This is a genomic window from Pseudomonas sp. GW456-12-1-14-TSB6 (genome assembly GCF_059424205.1).
The window spans coordinates 22,701-41,860 of record NZ_JBWKZE010000010.1; the positions used below are offsets into that span (position 1 = coordinate 22,701).

Below are 19,160 nucleotides of genomic sequence, written 5' to 3' on the forward strand. Positions count from 1 at the left end.
GTGTGGTGCTTATGGTTTATTGGAATAAGCAGAAAAGTCTGACCAGTGGTGAGACTTTCCTGTGCCGCTCACACAATCTGCGGGCGGTTCAAGTCCACGGTGGGAGCTGGCTTGCCAGCGAAGACGTCGGGACTGACAGCACTGTCATCCGCCACCAACCGCAGATTCAAGCGCAATCCCGACGGGCCATTCTCCGCCCATAGGGTTCCGCCCTGGCGTTGCACCGCGTTCCTCGCGATACTCAGCCCCAACCCAAATCCACCGTCTCCCGGCCGCGAGCCGTCGAGTCGGATGAAGGGCGAGAAGATCCGCTCCAGATCCGCCTCGGCCACGCCGCCACCCTCGTCCTCCAGCCACAGGTGCCAGTAATCGCCGTCCCGTCGACCGTCGAGCCGCACGATGCCGCCCGGTGGCGAATGACGAATCGCATTGCGCAGAATGTTTTCCAGGGCCTGGGCCAGGGTGTTGAGATTGCCGCGTACCCAGCAGGAAGCTTCAACGCCGCACTGCAACTGCCCCATCGGACAGCAGCTTTCGTAGCAGGCGTTTTCGGTGAGCATTTCCCACAGCGCCTGAATCTGGATCGCTTCGTCCGGCAACGGCGCGCGTTCGGTGTCGAGCCAGGCCAGCTGCAAGGTGTCCTCCACCAATCGCTGCATCACGTCGACTTCGCGACCGATACGTTCGCGCAGCGGTTGCAGCTGCTGCTCGCTTTCGCTGGCGACCCGCAACCGACTCAGGGGCGTGCGCAGTTCGTGGGACAGGTCGCGCAACAGTTGCTGTTGCAGGGCCACGGTGGATTGCAGGCGTTCGGACATCGAATCGAAGGCGCGGGCCAGTTCGCCGAGTTCATCGGGGCGCTGGGTGATGCCGCTCGACAACCGCACATTCAATTGATCGGCACGCCACGCATTGGCCTGCTCGCGCAGATTGTTCAGCGGCACCACCAACAGGCGATACAGGCCGACGCACAGCAGCAAGGTGAACAGACCGGGAATCACACCGTTGGTGATGACCCGCCAGAACACCCGGTATTTGCCCGGCAGAAATCGCTCGGGCAACTCGATCACCAGACTGCCGGCGGTCGGGTCATTGGGAAATGGGACCCGCAGCCACGGCCGGCCCTTTTTGTGAATCGGCCAGTCAAGGCCACGCAGGAAGGTCAGGCGTTGAAGCTCTTGAGCGTTCAACGGCTGGCTGCCCAGCGACTGCAGGTTGCCGCCGATCACGCCGACCCAGCCGGCCTCACGCAACTCCATGCTCTGCAACCAGCTGTCGATGCCATCGCGCCCGCCCTGCTGCCAGGCGCGCTCGGCCTCGGCGGCATAACGGCTCAGCGTGCGACGGGCGTCGTCGGAGAGGAACTGGTTGCGCTGCTCCATGTACCGGCCCCAGGACCAGCTCAGCCAGATCATCAGCAGACAGAACGCCACCAGCAGACAGGCGAGCTTCCAGAACAGCGAGTGCCGGCCCGGCAGGTCAGACACTTTCATCGACGGCACTCAGGACGTAACCCTTGCCCCACACCGTGCGCACTTCACGCTCGGTGTAGCCGACCGACTTGAGTTTGCGGCGGATCTGGCTGATGTGCATGTCGAGGCTGCGGTCGTGGGCGGCATAACCACGCTGAAGAACGTGCTGATAAAGGAAGGCCTTGCTCAGCACTTCCTCGTCGTTGCGGTTGAGGGTTTCCAGCAGGCGGTATTCGCTGCGAGTCAGGCCGGCGGGCTGGTCGACGTAGAACACATCGCACTGCTCGTCGTCGAAACGCAGTCCGCCGACCGGCACCGCCGGAGCGATAGCCGCCGGACGACGGTCGAGGGCGACCCGGCGCAGGATCGCTTCGATCCGCACATGCAGCTCGGCCATGCTGAAGGGTTTGGGCAGATAGTCGTCGGCGCCGAGGCGGAAACCGCTGATACGGTCGGCTTCGGCACCGAGGGCTGACATCAGCAGCACCGGCGTGGAATGGCTCTGACGCAGTTGAGTCAGGACATTCAATCCATCCAGCCCCGGCAACAGAATATCCATCAACACCACATCGAACGGCTGGCGCCGGGCAATGCTCAGGCCTTCGCTGCCGTTCTGGCACCAGGTCACCTGGAAGCCGCTGCGGCCCAGTTGTTCATGGACATAGGCACCGAGGACGGGATCGTCTTCGATGGAAAGAATGCGGGGTTGGCCAATAGAGACAGGAGTCATGACTATCTGCAAATAATTCTCAGTTGGGCGATTATTCAAGATTGCCCGGCGCCCGGCAACCCAAGCTTGACCTGTCGGACAGATGACCGGCCTGCAAGTGAACAAACACGACATCATTTTTCCCAAGATTGCCCGCAAGCAAATCGCTACACTGCGCCGATACCGCGTGCCGGACGCACGTGTGAGTCAACGATCAGCGGGATGCAGGAGAAAGGCGTGCTCAAGAAACTGGGAATCAAAGGTCGCGTATTGTTGCTGACCCTGTTGCCGACCAGCCTGATGGCACTGGTGCTGGGCGGGTATTTCACCTGGACGCAGCAGTCCGACCTGCAAACCCAACTGATGCAGCGCGGCGAAATGATCGCCGAGCAACTGGCTCCGCTGGTGGCACCGGCCATGGGCCGCGGCGATGCCGAACTGCTCGAGCGCATCGCCACCCAGTCCCTCGAACAACCAGACGTGCGCGCCGTCACCTTCCTCGCGCCCGATCGCTCTCCCCTCGCCCACGCCGGCCCGACCATGCTCAACCAGGCGCCGAGCGGCGACAGCGCGCACCTGCTGCGACGCAGCGGCAACGATGCCACCCGCTATCTGCTGCCGGTCTTCGGCAAACACCGCAACCTCGCCGGCGAGCTGATCCCGCAAGAGTCCGACCGCCTGCTCGGCTGGGTCGAGCTGGAGCTGTCGCACAACGGCATGCTGTTGCGCGGCTACCGAAGCCTGTTCGCCAGTCTGTTGCTGATTGGTGCGGGACTGGCCGGTGCCGCGCTGCTGGCCTTGCGCATGGGCCGCACGATCAACCGCCCGCTGAGCCAGATCAAACAGGCCGTCGCGCAGCTCAAGGACGGTCACCTGGAAACCCGCCTGCCACCGCTGGGCAGTCAGGAACTGGATGAACTGGCGTCCGGCATCAACCGCATGGCCGGCACCCTGCAGAACGCCCGGGAAGAATTGCAGCACAGCGTCGATCAGGCCACCGAAGACGTGCGCCAGAACCTGGAAACCATCGAGATCCAGAACATCGAGCTGGACCTGGCCCGCAAGGAAGCGCTGGAAGCGAGCCGGATCAAATCCGAATTCCTCGCCAACATGAGCCACGAGATCCGCACGCCGCTCAACGGCATTCTGGGTTTCACCCACCTGTTGCAGAAAAGCGAACTGACCCCGCGCCAGCTCGACTATCTGGGCACCATCGAAAAGTCCGCCGACAGCCTGCTGGGGATCATCAACGAGATCCTCGATTTCTCGAAGATCGAGGCCGGCAAACTGGTGCTCGACCATATTCCGTTCAACCTGCGCGACCTGTTGCAGGACACCCTGACCATCCTCGCCCCCGCCGCCCACGCCAAGCAGCTGGAACTGGTGAGTCTGGTGTACCGCGATACGCCGCTGTCGCTGGTCGGCGATCCGCTGCGGCTCAAGCAGATCCTGACGAATCTGGTGAGCAACGCAATCAAGTTCACCCGCGAGGGCACCATCGTCGCCCGCGCCATGCTCGAAGAAGAAAACGACGACAGCGTGCAGTTGCGCATCAGCATTCAGGACACCGGCATCGGTTTGTCGAACCAGGATGTGCGCGCGTTGTTCCAGGCTTTCAGCCAGGCCGACAATTCGCTGTCGCGCCAACCCGGTGGCACCGGCCTGGGGCTGGTGATTTCCAAGCGCCTGATCGAGCAGATGGGCGGCGAAATCGGCGTCGACAGCACGCCGGGCGAAGGTTCGGAATTCTGGATCAGCCTGAACCTGCCCAAGACCCGCGACGATGCCGAAGACCTGCCCGCCGCGCCGTTGCTCGGGCGCCGGGTGGCGGTGCTGGAAAATCACGAACTGGCGCGTCAGGCCCTGCAGCATCAACTGGAAGACTGCGGCCTCGACGTCACGCCGTTCAACACGTTGGAAAGCCTGACCAATGGCGTTACCGGCGCCCATCAGACCGATCAGGCCATCGATCTGGCGGTGCTCGGCATCACCAGCAACGACATGCCGCCGGAGCGCCTCAACCAGCACATCTGGGACCTTGAGCACCTCGGTTGCCGGGTGCTGGTGTTGTGCCCGACCACCGAGCTGACGCTCTATCACCTTTCGGTGCCCAACCCTCACAGTCAGCTGCAATCGAAACCGGCCTGCACCCGCAAACTGCGCCGGGCCTTGTCGGACATGGTCAACCCGCGCCAGCAGCGCAGCGAACCGGGCGAACCGTTGTCGAGCCGCGCGCCGAAAGTGCTGTGCGTCGACGACAACCCGGCCAACCTGTTGCTGGTGCAGACGCTGCTCGAAGACATGGGCGCCAAGGTGCTGGCCGTGGAAAGCGGTTATGCCGCGGTCAAGGCGGTGCAGAACGAAACCTTCGATCTGGTGCTGATGGACGTGCAGATGCCCGGCATGGACGGACGCCAGAGCACCGAGACGATTCGCCAGTGGGAAAGCGAGCGGCACTGCACGCCGCTGCCGATCGTTGCCCTCACCGCCCACGCCATGGCCAATGAAAAACGCGCGCTGCTGCAAAGCGGCATGGACGACTACCTGACCAAGCCGATCAGCGAGCGGCAACTGGCGCAGGTCGTGCTGAAGTGGACCGGCCTGGCATTGCGCAATCAGGCGCCGGACCGAGGCGGCGAAAGTCTGCTGGGCAATCAGGAACTGCCAATTCTCGATCACGAAGAAGGTTTGCGCCTGGCCGCCGGCAAGGCGGATCTGGCGGCAGACATGCTGGCGATGCTGCTGGCCTCGCTTGAGGCCGATCGCGAAGCCATTCGCACCGCCCGCGACAGTCAGGATCAGAACGGTCTGCTGGAACGGGTGCACCGCCTGCATGGTGCCACCCGTTACTGCGGCGTGCCGCAATTGCGCGCCGCCTGCCAGCGCAGCGAAACCCTGCTCAAGCAGCAGGATCCCAAGGCCTCGACCGCGCTGGACGAGCTGGAACGGGCGATCAATCGTCTGGCGGCCCAGGCGAAGATCAGCGCCTGATCCACGACAATGCCGGTCAACGCCGACGCGGCTAAAGTTGTCGCGGGTGATTTGCGCCCGCGTCGATGCTCCAGGAGGATTTCATGCGCACGATCGTTTTCAGCAGCCAGACCTACGACCGCGACAGTTTCCTCGCCGCCGACTGCCCGGACGGGATCGAACTGCACTTTCAGCCCGCCCGGCTCAGTCTCGATACCGCAGCGTTGGCCGAACATCACGAAGTAGTCTGCGCCTTCATCAACGATGACCTGAGCGCGCCGGTGCTGGAACGTCTGGCCGCCGGCGGCACTCGCCTGATCGCCTTGCGTTCGGCCGGCTACAACCATGTGGATCTGGCCGTCGCCAAACGCCTCGGGCTGGCCGTCGTGCGTGTACCGGCCTACTCGCCCCACGCGGTGGCCGAGCATGCGGTGGCGTTGATCCTCGCCCTCAACCGTTGCCTGCATCGCGCCTACAACCGCACCCGCGAAGGCGATTTCAGCCTGCACGGTCTTACCGGTTTCGATCTGGTGGGCAAGACGGTCGGCATCGTCGGCACCGGACAGATCGGCGCGACCTTCGCGAAAATCATGCACGGCTTCGGCTGCGAACTGCTGGCCTACGACCCTTATCCGAACCCTGCCGTCGAAGCGTTGGGCGCGCGCTACCTGAGCCTGCCGGACCTGCTGGCGCAAGCGCGGATCATCAGCCTGCACTGCCCGCTCAACGAACAGAGCAGACACCTGATCAACCGCAATTCGCTGGCGCACATGCAACCGGGGGCGATGCTGATCAACACCGGGCGCGGCGGTCTGGTGGACACGCCGGCGCTGATCGACGCCCTGAAGGACGGCCAGCTCGGTTATCTGGGACTGGATGTGTATGAAGAGGAGGCGCAGCTGTTCTTCGAGGACCGTTCCGACCTGCCGCTACAGGACGACGTGCTGGCGCGGCTGCTGACGTTCCCGAATGTGATCGTCACCGCGCATCAGGCGTTCCTGACCCATGAGGCGCTGGGCGCGATTGCCGCGACCACCCTGCACAATATCGCGACCTGGGCGGCGGGTACGCCGCAGAACCAGGTCGAGGGCTGAACGGTCGGACTCAGACCGGAGGTGGCGTCGGGGTAATCGCTACGCACAGGATCAACAGCGCCAGCCAGCCGAACCCCAGTAAACGTTGCTTGAGGGAGTGCCCGCTGCGCAGCAGGAACCAGACAAACACCAGCGGCATCAGAAACGCCATGATCTTCAGCCAGCCTTCCACCGGACGCGAGCCGTCCGGGTTTGCCACGGGCTCGACAGGCTGCGAACGACGACGTCGCCCCGCCGCGGCCGGCATGATCTTCGGCCGCTCGGGGGCCGGTGGCGGAACGAAGGCCTCGGGCACTGCCTTGTTACGCGGCAGGCTGCCAAAGGAAATCGTCGACGCGCCCTTTTCGGCGTGAGACGCCTGCGCCTCTGCCAGCGGAGCCCCGCAATGAATGCACGCCGTGGCTTCGGAGCTGATGCTCCGCTTGCATTCATAACATTCGATCAGCGCCATGTTCCGTTCCTTGAAAATGAAGGCGGCAGTTTGCCACGACTGCGGTGTCGATTTGAACCGGATCGAAGGTCGCACGCGCGCATCATTCTGCAATCAAGCCCGTGCTAGCATGTCGCGCATATTTGGAGGACCCATGGTCGAACACGATTTCCGCTACACCCTGATGAACCCGCAACACACCCTCACCGAATGCCGCGCCCTGGTTCCGGGCCGTTATCAGGTCACCGGCAACGGTGGCTCGATCCGCATCGGCGACGTGCTGGTCGTGACCCTCAAAGGCAGCAAGGACTTGTCCATGCGCCTGACCGTCGACACCGTCCGCCACCTGATCAACCCGCCGGGTCAATGGACTGCCATGACCACCGGCCCGGTGTTCGGTGAACTGGCGATCCACACCTGGCAGGTCAACTGCAACAGCTGCGCCAAGGAGCTGAGCTTCGAATTCGCCGTGGACGCCAAACTGGGCAAGCCTGCGGAAAAACCGGCCGCCACGGCACGTATTGCGGAGCTGGGCTGGAAAGCCGTCGGCGACAAGCATCTGTGCCCGAAATGCCAGGAGCCGGCGTGATGAAACACCTGGCCCTGACCGCCGCTGTCGGCGCCGGCCTGATGGGTTGCGCCGCGGAGCCTGTGCAACTGCAACAGAACCGTAGCTACATTCTGGAATGGATCGGCGAGCGTCCGCTGATGGATTACAGCCACCTGACCGTGACCCTCGGCGATGACGGGCGGGCGTATGGCAATGGCGGCTGCAACCACTGGTTCGCGCCGTACACCCTGGAAGGCGACAAGCTGAGCTTCGGCAAGATCGGCAAGACCCGCAAACTCTGCGCACCGGCGCTCATGGAGCAGGAGCAACGCTTCCTCCAGGCCCTGGAACACGTGGAACGCTGGGATATCTCGCCGATCGAGCAGATGCGCTTCTGGCCGGCTGAAGGCAAGCCATTGCGCTGGTGGCTGGAAGAAGGCTGATCCTGCTGCCCTGAATGATCGTTCCCACGCTCTGCGTGGGAATGCATCCCGTGACGCTCTGCGTCACAGCGGACGCGGAGCGTCCGGGGCGGCGTTACCACGCGGAGCGTGGGAACGATCAGCGACGATCAGCCAAGGCAAATCAGTTAGTCGCCTGCAACGCCTCAAGCTTGGCCATCACCCCCGCCGCCGTCTGCTCACCCATCAACTGCTCCCGCACCTTGCCCTTGTTGTCGATGATGTAGGTCACCGGCAAGGCCTCACTGCGCGGCAGTTCGAACAGTTCCGCTGGGTCCTGCGCCAGTACGGTGAATTTGATGCCCAGTTTTTCGCTGGCGCTCTTCAGCTCTTCACCCTGCACGTTGTCGAAGTTGACCCCGAACACGCCGATTTTCTTGCCCTTGAGCTCTTCGGCCAGATGGTTGAGTTCCGGGATTTCCGTGCGGCACGGGCCGCACCATTCGGCCCAGTAGTTGAGCACGACCCATTGTTTGTCGAGGCGCTCGGACGCCACTTTCTGCCCGTTCTGGTCGATGCCGTAGTCGTTACCGCAGCCCCCCAGCATCAACGCCCCGATGATCGTCAATGCCGCTGCCAGTGCCCGTGTCATGTCGTGTTCCTTGTGAAAAATTGAATGCGCCTGCGACCCATCGCCTCCCAAGGTTCTGGATTGCGCGCTGCACAGTTAGAATAGCCGCCACTCTACGCAAGAAGCGACCCGCCCATGACCGATCTGACGCTTTATCACAACCCGCGCTGCTCGAAATCCCGCGGTGCGCTCGAACTCCTCGAAGCCCGCGGCCTGACGCCAAACGTGGTGCGCTACCTCGAAACCCCGCTGGACGCCGCGCAGATCAAGGCGCTGCTCGGCAAGCTGGGAATCAGCGCACGGCAACTGCTGCGCACCGGCGAAGACGAATACAAGACCCTGAACCTGGCCGACGCCAGTCTCACCGAAAAACAACTGATCGAAGCCATCGCGGCACATCCGAAGTTGATGGAGCGACCGATTCTCGAAGCCGGCGACAAAGCCGTCATCGGCCGTCCACCGGAGCAGATCCTGGAGCTGCTGCCGTGAGTGCGCCGTACATTCTGGTTCTGTATTACAGCCGCAGCGGATCGACCAACGAGATGGCCCGGCAGATTGCCCGTGGCGTCGAGCAGGCCGGCCTCGAAGCACGCCTGCGCACCGTGCCGGCGATCTCCACCGAGTGCGAAGCCGTGGCACCGGACATTCCGGATGAAGGCGCGCTGTACGCCACGCTGGATGACCTGAAGAACTGCGCCGGCCTGGCCCTCGGCAGCCCGACCCGTTTCGGCAACATGGCCGCGCCGCTCAAGTATTTCCTCGATGGCACGAGCAACCTGTGGCTGACCGGCGCGCTGGTCGGCAAACCGGCCGGGGTGTTTACCTCCACCGCCAGCCTGCATGGCGGCCAGGAAACTACCCTGTTGTCGATGATGCTGCCGCTGCTGCACCACGGCATGCTGATCACCGGCCTGCCCTACAGCGAGTCAGCGCTGCTGGAAACCCAGGGCGGCGGCACGCCGTACGGCGCCAGCCATCACGCCGGGGCCGACGGCAAAAGCGGTCTCGATCAGCACGAAGTGGCGCTGTGCCGCGCACTCGGCGCACGTCTGGCCAAGACCGCCCAGAAACTGGGGAACTGAGATGGCCAGAAAGCCGAAAGTCCTGCCCGCCGTCGAGTGGCTGGAGCCACGGGTGCGGGCCATGCGGGTGATCAGTCTGCTGTGTTTTTTCGGCCTGGCCGGACTGCTCGCCGCGTATTACCTGGTGTTCGCCGACCTGCACGGCGCGCGGCCGTGGGTGATTCTGCTGATCGAGCTGATCCCATGGGTCGTGCTCGCACCGGGCATGATCATGGGCAGCGCACGCGGGCATTCGTGGATGTGCTTTGTGGTGAACCTGTATTTCATCAAGGGCGCGCTGGCCGCATACGACCCGAGCCGGCAGCTGTTCGGCGTGCTGGAGATGATCGCCAGTCTGGCGGTGTTCTGCTCGGCGTTGCTGTATGTGCGGTGGCGGTATCAGCTGAACCGCAAACTGGCGGGCGAAGGCGAAATCTCCGTCGCCTGACTGCGCTCCAACTCCAAGATCGTTCCCACGCTCCGCGTGGGAATGCATCAAGAGACGCTCCGCGTCTCAGGGACGCAGAGCGTCCCGGGCGGCATTCCCACGCAGAGCGTGGGAACGATCACCCTAGGCTCAATGATTGACGGTGTAAGCCAGCATCATCGAGATCTGGCTCATCGGCCGTCCGCCACTCTCTTCATGCCACTGGTTGAACGCGTTCTGCACCGTCGCCAGATCCCGCAGGCTGGTGGGTGCCTTGTCGACGATCTTCTGTGCATTCAACGCCGCGACCACGTCGTAGCTCGGCACAAAGGTGTCCTTGCCAACCATCCGCAAAAACCGCGGCGCCGACAGCCCGCCCAATTGATGGCCGTGCTTTTTCAGGTAGGTCCACAAACCGACGATGTCGGTCACCGGCCAGTCGGCCAGCAACGCACCGAAACTGCCCTTCTCTTTCTCGACGTCCAGAATGAACTGCGCATTGCGTGGCACGCTTTTCAGCTTGCCCAGATGACGGATGATCCGCGCATCCTGCATCAGCCGCTCAAGGTGTTCGGCACTCATCAACACGACCTTTTCCGGGTCGAACTTGAAGAACACTTCCTCGAAGGCCGGCCACTTGGCGTCCACCAGACTGTGCTTGAGCCCGGCACGAAATACCCGCAGGGCCATGGTCGAGAGATAACGGTCGTCGCTGATCTTGCGCAGTTGCGCCGGGGTCTTGGGAACGGGCAGATGGGCTTCCAGTTCAGCCGCCGAACCGAAGCGGTTCAGACAGTATTCGTGCAGCCACTTGTAGTCGCGCATGCCCTCTCCTAAAAAATGAATTGAAAACGGCGCCCGCGAGCGCCGTTTCTTTCGAGCGATCAGATCACTTACAGGTTCACCACATTGACGAAACGCGAAGCCGCCGTCTCGTCGATCTTCAGGCTGGTGAAGTCAAACAGGTTACGGTCAGCCAGTTGCGACGGGATCACGTTCTGCAGGCTGCGGAAAATACTCTCGGTACGGCCCGGGGTCTTGCGTTCCCAGTCCTGGAGCATTTCCTTGACCACCTGACGCTGCAGGTTTTCCTGGGAGCCGCAAAGGTTGCACGGGATGATCGGGAATTGCTTGAAGTCCGAGTAGGCCTGGATGTCTTTCTCGTTGCAGTAGGCCAGCGGACGGATCACCACGTTGCGACCATCGTCGGCGCGCAGCTTCGGCGGCATGGCCTTGAGACTGCCGTTGAAGAACATGTTGAGGAAGAATGTCTCGACGATGTCGTCGCGATGATGACCGAGAGCCATTTTGGTCGCGCCGATTTCGTCGGCAAAGGTGTACAGCGTGCCGCGACGCAGGCGCGAGCACAGCGAGCAGGTGGTCTTGCCTTCCGGGATCAGTTCCTTGACCACCGAGTACGTGTCCTTCTCGACGATGTGGTACTCGATGCCCAGCTCTTTCAGGTAGGCCGGCAGCACGTGCTCGGGGAAACCCGGCTGCTTCTGGTCCATGTTCACGGCGACGATCTCGAACTTGATCGGTGCAACCTTCTGCAGGTGCATCAGCACGTCGAGCATGGTGTAGCTGTCCTTGCCCCCGGACAGGCAGACCATGACCTTGTCGCCGTCTTCGATCATGTTGAAGTCGGTGACGGCTTCGCCGGCCAGGCGGCGCAGGCGCTTTTGCAGTTTGTTCTGGTTGACCGTAAGAGTGCCCATGACGCGAAATCCGTGAGGTGTGACGAAAGGCGGGCATTTTACGCAAAAACACTGGGCTTGTGGCCACAGGTTGTCGCCGCTCGTAACGCCCGTCTACACAGACCTCGACGCGATTACCCCGAGGTTTTACAGCGCGATTTGCTCTAAGCCCCTATCACCTGTGCGGTTAAGACCTTTCTATACTGCGACATAAGGTCGCACACAATCTGAAGACCTGTATTTGCTCGGCCGCATTGGCCCGTAGGCGCTCCGCTGGGGGGCGATGGCAATAACGAGAGGAGTGACTGGCATGATCCATCACGTAGTGGGACTTTTTACCCACCCCGATCAGGAATGGAAGGAAATCCGTGGCGACCAGGAAGAAAGCATCAGCCACATGTACTTGACGCACACGCTGATTCTGGCGGCGATCCCCGCTGTTTCGGCATTTATCGGCACCACCCAGGTCGGCTGGGTGATCGGCAACCGCGCACCGGTGATGCTCACCGTCGAAAGCGCGTTGTGGATGACGATCATGTCTTACCTGGCAATGCTCGGCGGGGTCGCGGTCATGGGTGCCTTCGTGCACTGGATGGCCCGCACCTATGACGCCAACCCGAGCCTGGCCCGTTGCGTGGCATTTGCCACCTACACCGCGACACCGTTGTTCGTCGGCGGGCTGGCGGCGCTCTACCCGCACATGTGGCTGGGGATGATCGTCGGCACGGCGGCCATCTGCTACACGGTGTATCTGTTGTATGTGGGGCTGCCGACCTTCATGAACATTCCGTCCGACGAGGGTTTCCTGTTTTCCAGCTCGGTACTGGCGGTGGGTCTGGTGGTGCTGGTGGCCATCATGGCGTTCACCGTGATTGTCTGGGGACTGGGCGTGGGGCCCGTCTACACCAATTAGCAATCGGTTCATCCCGAGAAAAACAAGATCCGCCAACACAGGCCGCCGCAAGGCGGCCTTCTCGTGCCGGTTGAAAAAGAGCGACGACCATTCGGCAGTTCGACGATTCGCAACGCCCCGGGGTTGCGGCATACTCGACGCCTCTGGAGATCCATCAAGCATGCCCGAGCAACTCAATACCCGCGTCGAAGACTGTTTCCAACTCGCTGAATCCTTTTTCAAACGTCCTTTCAAACGCCCCGTGGTGAGCCTCAAGCTGCGCGGGCAAAAAGCCGGGGTCGCGCATCTGCACGAGAACCTGCTGCGTTTCAATCCGCAGCTGTACCGGGAAAACACCGAACATTTCCTCAAGCAGACCGTGGCCCACGAAGTCGCGCACCTGATCGCCCACCAGCTGTTCGGCGACCGCATCCAGCCCCACGGCGAGGAGTGGCAACTGATCATGCGCGGCGTTTACGAATTGCCGCCGGACCGCTGCCATACCTATGAAGTCAAACGCCGCAGCGTGACCCGCTATATCTATAAGTGCCCGTGTGCGGATAGCGATTTTCCGTTTTCGGCGCAGCGCCATAGTCTGGTCCGGCAGGGGCGGCGCTATCTGTGCCGGCGTTGCCGCAACACGCTGGTGTTCAGTGGCGAGATGCGGGTCGAGTAAGTCCCCACCTCGTTCCCACGCTCTGCGTGGGAATGTATCCCGTGACGCTCTGCGTCACAGTGGACGCAGAGCGTCCATGGCGGCATTCCCACGCAGAGCGTGGGAACGAGCTACAAAACCACTTTCGCGGCACGTAGTTCGGCAATCCGCTCAGGGCTCACCCCCAACTCCGCCAACACCTGATCCGTATGCTGCCCCAGCGCCGCGCCGACATGCCGCGGCGCCGGCAACGCTACGGAAAACTTCAGCGGACAGGCGATCTGCGCCTGCACCGTGCCATCCCCACGCGGCACCTGCGTCACCAGTTCCCGCGCCTGCAATTGCGGATGCTGCACCGCCTCGCCCAGATTCAATACCGGTTCGACACAGGCATCGATCCCGGCGAACAGCTCGCACAGTTCAGCAAAGTCATGCTTCTCGAACTCGACCTTCAAGGCGTCCTTGAGCGCCCGCTGCTGCTCGGGCTTGGGCGACAAGCCCTGCGCCGTCAGTTCCGGCCGGCCCAACGCCGCACACAGTTGCTGCATGAAGGCCGGCTCCAGACTGCCCACCGACATCCAGCGCCCGTCGCGAGAGCGGTAGTAATCGTAGAAGCTGCCGCCATTGAGCATCTGATCTTCCCAGCCCGGCTCCTCGCCGCAGGCCAGATAACCGGCACCCGCCATGGCGTTCAGGCTGAACGCGCAGTCGGTCATGCTCACGTCCAGATGGGTGCCCTGCCCGGTTTGCTGGCGGGAAATCACCGCTGCCAGCAGACCGATCACCCCGTGCAGCGAGCCGCCCGCGACGTCCGCCACCTGCATGCCCAGCGGCAAGGGCCCGCTGTCGGCGCGCCCGGTGTAACTGGAGAGCCCGGCCAGCGCCAAGTAGTTGATGTCGTGACCGGCGCGATCCCTGTACGGTCCGGTCTGGCCGTAACCGGTGATCGACACGTAAATCAGCTTCGGATTGATCGCCTTCAGCGTCTCGTAACCCAGCCCCAGCCGCTCCATCACTCCGGGTCGGAATTGCTCCAGCACGATGTCGTAATCCACCAGCAACTGCTTCACCAGCTCCAGCGCCTCGGGCTGCTTGAGGTCCAGGGCCAGGCTGCGCTTGTTGCGATTGAGATAAGCGTGACTGGCCGAGACACCGTGATCGTGGGGCGGCAACACCCGCACCAGGTCGAGGCGGGTCGGCGATTCGATGCGCAGTACCTCGGCGCCCATGTCCGCCAGCAGCAGCGAGGCGAACGGCCCCGGCAGCAGGGTCGAGAAATCCAGAATCTTCAGTGAGGCCAGCGGTGCAGACATGGGCATTCTCCATCAACGATGCATGCAGCCTAGGCAGCCATCGGCGATGGGGCAATTACCGGATCCATCAGTTGCGCTGACCGTTGCGCTCAAACAGCAGACAAGAAAAAACCCGCCGAAGCGGGTTTTTCCATTCGAGCGATGCTTACTTCACATTGCTCGGGGTCGGGCCTTCGGCCACGCCCAGGTCGTCTTCTTGACGCTCGTCAGAGATACCGCGACCGCCCGAGGCCAGCTCGGATTGCAGCACGTCGGTGTCCAGCTCCTTGACCCACTTGGCCACGACGATAGTCGCTACGGCGTTGCCGACCAGGTTGGTCAGGGCGCGGGCTTCGGACATGAAGCGGTCGATACCGAGGATCAGCGCCAGACCGGCCACCGGCAGGTGACCTACGGCCGACAGGGTGGCCGCCAGTACGATGAAGCCCGAACCGGTCACACCGGCTGCGCCTTTGGAGGACAGCAGCAGCACCAGCAGCAGGGTGATCTGATGGGTGATGTCCATGTGGGTGTCGGTCGCCTGAGCGATGAACACGGCCGCCATGGTCAGGTAGATCGAGGTACCGTCGAGGTTGAACGAGTAGCCGGTCGGGATGACCAGACCTACCACCGATTTCTTCGCGCCCAGACGTTCCATCTTGATCAGCATGCGTGGCAGCGCCGATTCCGACGAGGACGTACCCAGTACGATCAACAGCTCTTCACGGATGTAGCGCACCAGTTTGAACACGCTGAAACCGTGAGCCCGGCAGATCGCACCCAGCACCAGCACGACGAACAGTACGCAGGTGATGTAGAAGCAGATCATCAGCTGACCCAGCTGCACCAGCGAGCCGACACCGTAGGCACCGATGGTGAACGCCATGGCGCCCAGCGCACCGAGTGGCGCCAGTTTCATGATCATGTTGATGATGTTGAACATCACGTGGGCGAAGCGATCGATCATGTCCAGCAGCGGACGACCGTATGAACCCAGGCGATGCAGCGCATAGCCAAAGATCACCGAGAACATCAGCACTTGCAGGATGTCACCGGTGGCGAATGCGCCGACGATGGTGTTCGGGATCACGTTGAGGAGGAAACCAACGATGCTCTGGTCTTTACTGGCCGTCACATAAGTGGCGATTTTCGAGGCGTCCAGGGTGGTGACGTCGATGTGCATGCCGGCGCCCGGCTGCACAACGTTGACCACGACCAGACCGATCAGCAGGGCAATGGTGGAAACGATTTCGAAGTACAGCAGCGCGTAGCCGCCGGTCTTGCCCACGGATTTCATGTTCTGCATGCCGGCGATGCCGCTGACAACGGTACAGAAGATGATCGGCGCAATGACCATTTTGATCAGTTTGATGAACCCGTCACCCAGTGGCTTGAGCGCCACACCGGTCTGTGGGTAGAAGTGACCGAGCAGGATGCCGATGGCGATGGCAACGATCACCTGGAAATACAGGGATTTGTACAGTGGCTGACGAGTCGTCATTGCAAAGTTCCTCAAGAGTCCCGCGTGGCAACATCCATCTGTTGAACGCGAAACCTGAATTGCGAACCCTCCTGCACTGGAGGGATTTGTTGTGTCGAACGGCGCTTTTCCGGACCGGCTCGGCGCACGCTTCTGTGGCTCTTATCGCAAACGTCGTGCCACTTTGGTGCAAATCGCTGCAAGCCTTTTGATATCAGGGGATACGGGTTTTTCTGTGTCACCGTTCGGTGACTCAAGTGTGGCGGATTTCCGCCAACTCGCCCGACCTCGTCCTACAATTTGGCGGAAATCCGCCTTGTTACCGATCAAAGGCAGCCGCTACCATCGGTCGCCAGAGGAAGGACCTGCCGCTCATGCGCGAACGCACCATCGCCAGTCACTTTGCCCGCGCCGCCCTCGGTGGCGCGCGGCGCTCGGGTTACGACTATTCGGACCTGCTGCAGCAACTGGGCATCAGCCCCGAACTGCTCGACGAGCCGCGCGCGCGGATCGCCCCGGAGCAATTCACCCAGCTGATCCAGAACCTGTGGCTGGCCCTGGACGACGAATACCTGGGCTTCGGCAACGCACCGAGCAAACCCGGCAGCTTCGCCATGATGTGCCACGCGATTATTCATTGCCGCAGCCTGGAAAAGGCTCTGCAACGCGGCTTATTGTTTTATAGCCTATTCCCCGAAGCCCCGCGCCTGACCCTGAGCCATGAAGACGAATGGGTGCGCCTGAGTCTCGACGATGCGCAATTGTGGGACCCGGATCACTTTCTCAGCGAGAGCCTGCTGGTGATCTGGCATCGCCTCGGCAGCTGGCTGATCGGCCAGCGGATTCGCCTCGAACAGGCGAACTTCAGCTACCCGAAACCGGCGCACGGGGCGGAATACGATTTGCTGTTCTCATGCCCGCTGGAATTTTCCGCAACGCAAAGCAGCCTGGTGTTTCACAGTCGCTACCTGCACATGCCGCTGTTGCAGGACGAACGCACCCTCAAGCATTTTCTCGAACGCTCCCCCGCCGACCTGCTGTCCCGCCCGGACGACGGCAACAGCCTGAGCAGCCGGCTGCGCCGCTTGCTCAGCCACGACAGCACGCGCTGGCCGGATCTGGAAGCCGTGGCCGCGCACCTGCACATCAGCCCGCAAACCCTGCGCCGGCATCTGCGCGAGGAAGGCACCAGCTTTCAGGAATTGAAGGATCAGTTGCGGCGGGACATCGCGATTTATCACCTGGGGCGCGCGGATCTGTCGTTGCAACAGATCGCCGAACAGCTCGGGTTTTCCGAGCCGTCGGCGTTTCATCGTGCGTTCAAGAAGTGGACGGGGCTGACGCCGGGGGCTTATCGAGCGCAGGAGCAGTGAGCGGTCACACCGCCGGAAAATGAATCCTGAACGCCGCCCCGCCCATCGGCGAATCCCCCAGGGTCAGCTTGGCGCTATAGCTCTCGATGATGTCCTTGACCACCGCCAGCCCGATGCCCTGCCCCGGATGCTGGCGGTCCAGACGTTCGCCGCGTTCGAGAATCCGTGCGCGCTGATCCGGTGGTACGCCGGGGCCGTCGTCTTCGATGCACAGTTCGATTCCGTCCAGACTTTCGCGCACGCTGATGCGCACTTCGCCCAGACACAGGCGATAGGCGTTTTCCAGCAGGTTGCCCATCATCTCCAGCAAGGCGCCCTGCTCGATCGGCACGTAACAGTGCTCCGGCAGATCGAAGGCCACGCGCACGTGTTTGTCGCGGTAGACCTTGTCCAGCGTGTCGCACAGGCTTTGCAGCACCGGACGCAGGCGCACCTGATGGCGCACCAGGCCACTTTTGCGCAGGCTGGCGCGTTGCAACTGGTAGCCGATCTGCTGGCTCATGCGTTCGATCTGGGTTTGCAGCACCCAGGCCTGATCGCGGTCTTCGGGGCGCTGGGCCATGTCTTCGCTGACGCCTTGCAATACCGCCAGCGGAGTTTTCAGGCTGTGGGCCAGGTCGTCGAGGGAGTCGCGGTAACGGCTGCGCTGCTGGCGTTCGCTGTGCAGCAGGCGGTTGAGGGAACCGGTCAGGCGCAGCAGTTCGCGCGGGTGTTGTTCGCTGAGGCTTTCGAGGGTTCCTCCTTCGATCTCGTCGAGTTCCTGACTTAGCCGGCGCAAGGCTTTCAGGCCCCAGGTCAGGCCGATCCACAGCAGTGCGAGCAGCACCAGCAGCGCCGCGCCGAAACCGAGGTAGAGATTTTCCCGCAGACCTTCGAGGGTGGTTTCGTATTCGCGCACCGGTTGCAGGGCCACGATACTGAAGGCTGCGCTCTTGCCGCCGAGCAGTTTGACTTCGACGTCGTAGACAAAGAATTCCTGACCGTTGGCTTCGCGGATCCGCGCGAACTCGTTGCCGAGGCCGTCGTAGCGCGGCGTGTAGTTGATCTTCTCTTCCTGGGTGCCTTTCGAACGCCAGACCAGATGGCCTTCGCGGTCATAGATGTAGCCGAGCAGGCGATTGTCCGTGAGGTTGAAGCGCTCGTCGGGCAACTGTGCCGGCATCATCAGGTGGTTGTTTTCAACCCGCGCGGCGGAGATCAGCGTGGTGACGTCGGACGCCAGCCGCTGCTCGATCGAGTCCTGCAGCGCCAGGCTGAATGCGCCCTGCATCGCCGGGAGCAACGCGAGCATGAACAACACCGCCAGGGTGGTGGCGGCGAGCATCAGCCGGACGCGAAGGGAACGGATCAAGTGCAGCGCTCATTGAACAGGTAACCGAGGCCGCGCACGGTGTCGATCGGCTTGAACCCGGCCGGGCCTTCAAGCTTGCGGCGCAGTCGGCCGACCAGCACTTCGATCACGTTCGGATCGCGCTCGTCGTCATCCGGGTACAACTGCTCCATCAGCCGATCCTTGGGCACCACTTGCTGGTGATGGCGCATGAGGTATTCGAGGATCCGGTATTCGTAGGCCGTCAGCGCCAGCGGTTGCTCGTCGAGACTCGCCTGCTTGCGATTCAGATCCAGCAAAAGCGGGCCGGCGACGATGGTCGACTGGGTGAAACCGCTGGAGCGGCGCAGCAACGCATTGAGCCGCGCTTCGAGTTCTTCGAACTGGAACGGCTTGACCACGTAATCGTCGGCGCCGGCGGCCAGGCCTTCGACCTTGTCCTGCCAGTTGCCGCGCGCGGTGAGGATCAGGATCGGAAAGGTCTTGCCGCCCGAGCGCAACTGACGGATCAGGTCGAGCCCGCCCATGCCCGGCAGGCCGAGGTCGATCACCGCCAGGTCAAAGTTGAATTGCCCGGTCTGGTACAACGCCTCTTCGGCATTGGCCACGGACTCGACCACGTGACCGCTCTCCGTCAGGCGGGTTTGCAGGTGATGGCGCAACAGCGCTTCATCTTCGACGACCAACAGTTTCATG

Annotated in this window: 20 protein-coding genes; 10 read left to right on the forward strand and 10 right to left on the reverse strand. The window is 62.4% G+C overall.

Annotation, left to right across the window (positions count from 1 at the left end):
* Positions 1-68: 68 nt before the first annotated feature.
* The gene (locus AC07Y2_RS11420) at positions 69-1,493 is read right to left on the reverse strand and encodes a sensor histidine kinase (RefSeq protein ID WP_103386079.1); all 1,425 of its coding nucleotides are present in this window, start codon (positions 1,491-1,493) and stop codon (positions 69-71) included.
* The gene (locus AC07Y2_RS11425) at positions 1,480-2,202 is read right to left on the reverse strand and encodes a response regulator transcription factor (RefSeq protein ID WP_074688162.1); all 723 of its coding nucleotides are present in this window, start codon (positions 2,200-2,202) and stop codon (positions 1,480-1,482) included. Before AC07Y2_RS11425 ends, AC07Y2_RS11420 begins: the two co-directional genes overlap by 14 nt.
* Before the next feature lie 216 nt (positions 2,203-2,418).
* Here AC07Y2_RS11425 and AC07Y2_RS11430 point away from each other — a divergent pair, with 216 nt between their 5' ends.
* Together AC07Y2_RS11430 and AC07Y2_RS11435 are read left to right on the forward strand one after the other, a co-directional pair.
* Positions 2,419-5,172, forward strand: coding sequence for a response regulator (locus AC07Y2_RS11430; protein WP_074688520.1), 2,754 nt, complete (start codon positions 2,419-2,421; stop codon positions 5,170-5,172).
* Positions 5,173-5,255: 83 nt separating this feature from the next.
* The gene (locus AC07Y2_RS11435) at positions 5,256-6,245 is read left to right on the forward strand and encodes a 2-hydroxyacid dehydrogenase (protein ID WP_103386078.1); all 990 of its coding nucleotides are present in this window, start codon (positions 5,256-5,258) and stop codon (positions 6,243-6,245) included.
* A 10-nt stretch (positions 6,246-6,255) separates the two neighbouring features.
* On the opposite strand, the gene AC07Y2_RS11440 is transcribed toward AC07Y2_RS11435, so the two are convergent.
* A complete protein-coding gene (locus AC07Y2_RS11440) occupies positions 6,256-6,696 on the reverse strand; it encodes a hypothetical protein (RefSeq protein WP_103386088.1) in 441 nt (146 codons plus the stop codon).
* A gap of 133 nt (positions 6,697-6,829) precedes the next feature.
* Between AC07Y2_RS11440 and AC07Y2_RS11445 the strand changes: the two genes are divergently transcribed.
* A complete protein-coding gene (locus AC07Y2_RS11445; RefSeq protein ID WP_103386077.1) occupies positions 6,830-7,264 on the forward strand; it encodes a hypothetical protein in 435 nt (144 codons plus the stop codon).
* On the forward strand, positions 7,264-7,668 hold the full coding sequence (locus tag AC07Y2_RS11450) for an META domain-containing protein (protein WP_007957769.1): 405 nt from the start codon (positions 7,264-7,266) through the stop codon (positions 7,666-7,668). Before AC07Y2_RS11445 ends, AC07Y2_RS11450 begins: the two co-directional genes overlap by 1 nt.
* A gap of 142 nt (positions 7,669-7,810) precedes the next feature.
* On the opposite strand, the gene AC07Y2_RS11455 is transcribed toward AC07Y2_RS11450, so the two are convergent.
* Entirely contained in the window at positions 7,811-8,278 is a 468-nt protein-coding gene (locus AC07Y2_RS11455) for a TlpA disulfide reductase family protein (RefSeq protein WP_039772883.1), read from the reverse strand.
* Positions 8,279-8,392: 114 nt separating this feature from the next.
* Here AC07Y2_RS11455 and arsC point away from each other — a divergent pair, with 114 nt between their 5' ends.
* Genes arsC through AC07Y2_RS11470 form a run of 3 tightly spaced genes read left to right on the forward strand, consistent with a single transcriptional unit; the run spans position 8,393 to position 9,766 of the window.
* Positions 8,393-8,746 (forward strand): arsenate reductase (glutaredoxin), encoded by a 354-nt coding sequence (gene arsC, locus AC07Y2_RS11460; RefSeq protein ID WP_011335489.1) that lies wholly within the window; start codon positions 8,393-8,395, stop codon positions 8,744-8,746.
* A complete protein-coding gene (gene wrbA / locus AC07Y2_RS11465) occupies positions 8,743-9,339 on the forward strand; it encodes an NAD(P)H:quinone oxidoreductase (protein WP_007957765.1) in 597 nt (198 codons plus the stop codon). The genes arsC and wrbA overlap by 4 nt, the downstream gene beginning before the upstream one ends.
* A gap of 1 nt (position 9,340) precedes the next feature.
* Positions 9,341-9,766 carry a DUF2069 domain-containing protein gene (locus AC07Y2_RS11470; protein WP_074688166.1) on the forward strand — a complete coding sequence of 142 codons (426 nt, stop codon included), beginning with the start codon at positions 9,341-9,343 and terminating at the stop codon, positions 9,764-9,766.
* A 129-nt stretch (positions 9,767-9,895) separates the two neighbouring features.
* On the opposite strand, the gene AC07Y2_RS11475 is transcribed toward AC07Y2_RS11470, so the two are convergent.
* Positions 9,896-10,570: a DNA-3-methyladenine glycosylase I gene (locus tag AC07Y2_RS11475; RefSeq protein ID WP_039772888.1), complete on the reverse strand. Its 675-nt coding sequence runs from the start codon at positions 10,568-10,570 to the stop codon at positions 9,896-9,898.
* Between the two features lie 68 nt (positions 10,571-10,638).
* A complete protein-coding gene (gene ttcA, locus AC07Y2_RS11480; RefSeq protein WP_011335493.1) occupies positions 10,639-11,463 on the reverse strand; it encodes a tRNA 2-thiocytidine(32) synthetase TtcA in 825 nt (274 codons plus the stop codon).
* Between the two features lie 289 nt (positions 11,464-11,752).
* Here ttcA and AC07Y2_RS11485 point away from each other — a divergent pair, with 289 nt between their 5' ends.
* On the forward strand, positions 11,753-12,355 hold the full coding sequence (locus tag AC07Y2_RS11485) for a Yip1 family protein (protein WP_007957761.1): 603 nt from the start codon (positions 11,753-11,755) through the stop codon (positions 12,353-12,355).
* Between the two features lie 160 nt (positions 12,356-12,515).
* Positions 12,516-13,010: a SprT family zinc-dependent metalloprotease gene (locus tag AC07Y2_RS11490; RefSeq protein ID WP_007957760.1), complete on the forward strand. Its 495-nt coding sequence runs from the start codon at positions 12,516-12,518 to the stop codon at positions 13,008-13,010.
* A 110-nt stretch (positions 13,011-13,120) separates the two neighbouring features.
* On the opposite strand, the gene AC07Y2_RS11495 is transcribed toward AC07Y2_RS11490, so the two are convergent.
* Positions 13,121-14,302, reverse strand: a complete 1,182-nt coding sequence (locus tag AC07Y2_RS11495) for a CaiB/BaiF CoA transferase family protein (protein WP_103386074.1) — start codon at positions 14,300-14,302, stop codon at positions 13,121-13,123.
* Positions 14,303-14,447: 145 nt separating this feature from the next.
* The gene (locus tag AC07Y2_RS11500; protein WP_039772890.1) at positions 14,448-15,782 is read right to left on the reverse strand and encodes a dicarboxylate/amino acid:cation symporter; all 1,335 of its coding nucleotides are present in this window, start codon (positions 15,780-15,782) and stop codon (positions 14,448-14,450) included.
* Positions 15,783-16,135: 353 nt separating this feature from the next.
* Here AC07Y2_RS11500 and AC07Y2_RS11505 point away from each other — a divergent pair, with 353 nt between their 5' ends.
* Positions 16,136-17,134 carry an AraC family transcriptional regulator gene (locus AC07Y2_RS11505; RefSeq protein ID WP_039772892.1) on the forward strand — a complete coding sequence of 333 codons (999 nt, stop codon included), beginning with the start codon at positions 16,136-16,138 and terminating at the stop codon, positions 17,132-17,134.
* Positions 17,135-17,138: 4 nt separating this feature from the next.
* Here AC07Y2_RS11505 and AC07Y2_RS11510 read toward each other — a convergent pair whose 3' ends face one another.
* Positions 17,139-18,485, reverse strand: a complete 1,347-nt coding sequence (locus tag AC07Y2_RS11510) for an ATP-binding protein (RefSeq protein WP_039772893.1) — start codon at positions 18,483-18,485, stop codon at positions 17,139-17,141.
* A complete protein-coding gene (locus tag AC07Y2_RS11515; RefSeq protein WP_039772894.1) occupies positions 18,482-19,159 on the reverse strand; it encodes a response regulator transcription factor in 678 nt (225 codons plus the stop codon). Before AC07Y2_RS11515 ends, AC07Y2_RS11510 begins: the two co-directional genes overlap by 4 nt.
* Position 19,160: the final 1 nt, after the last annotated feature.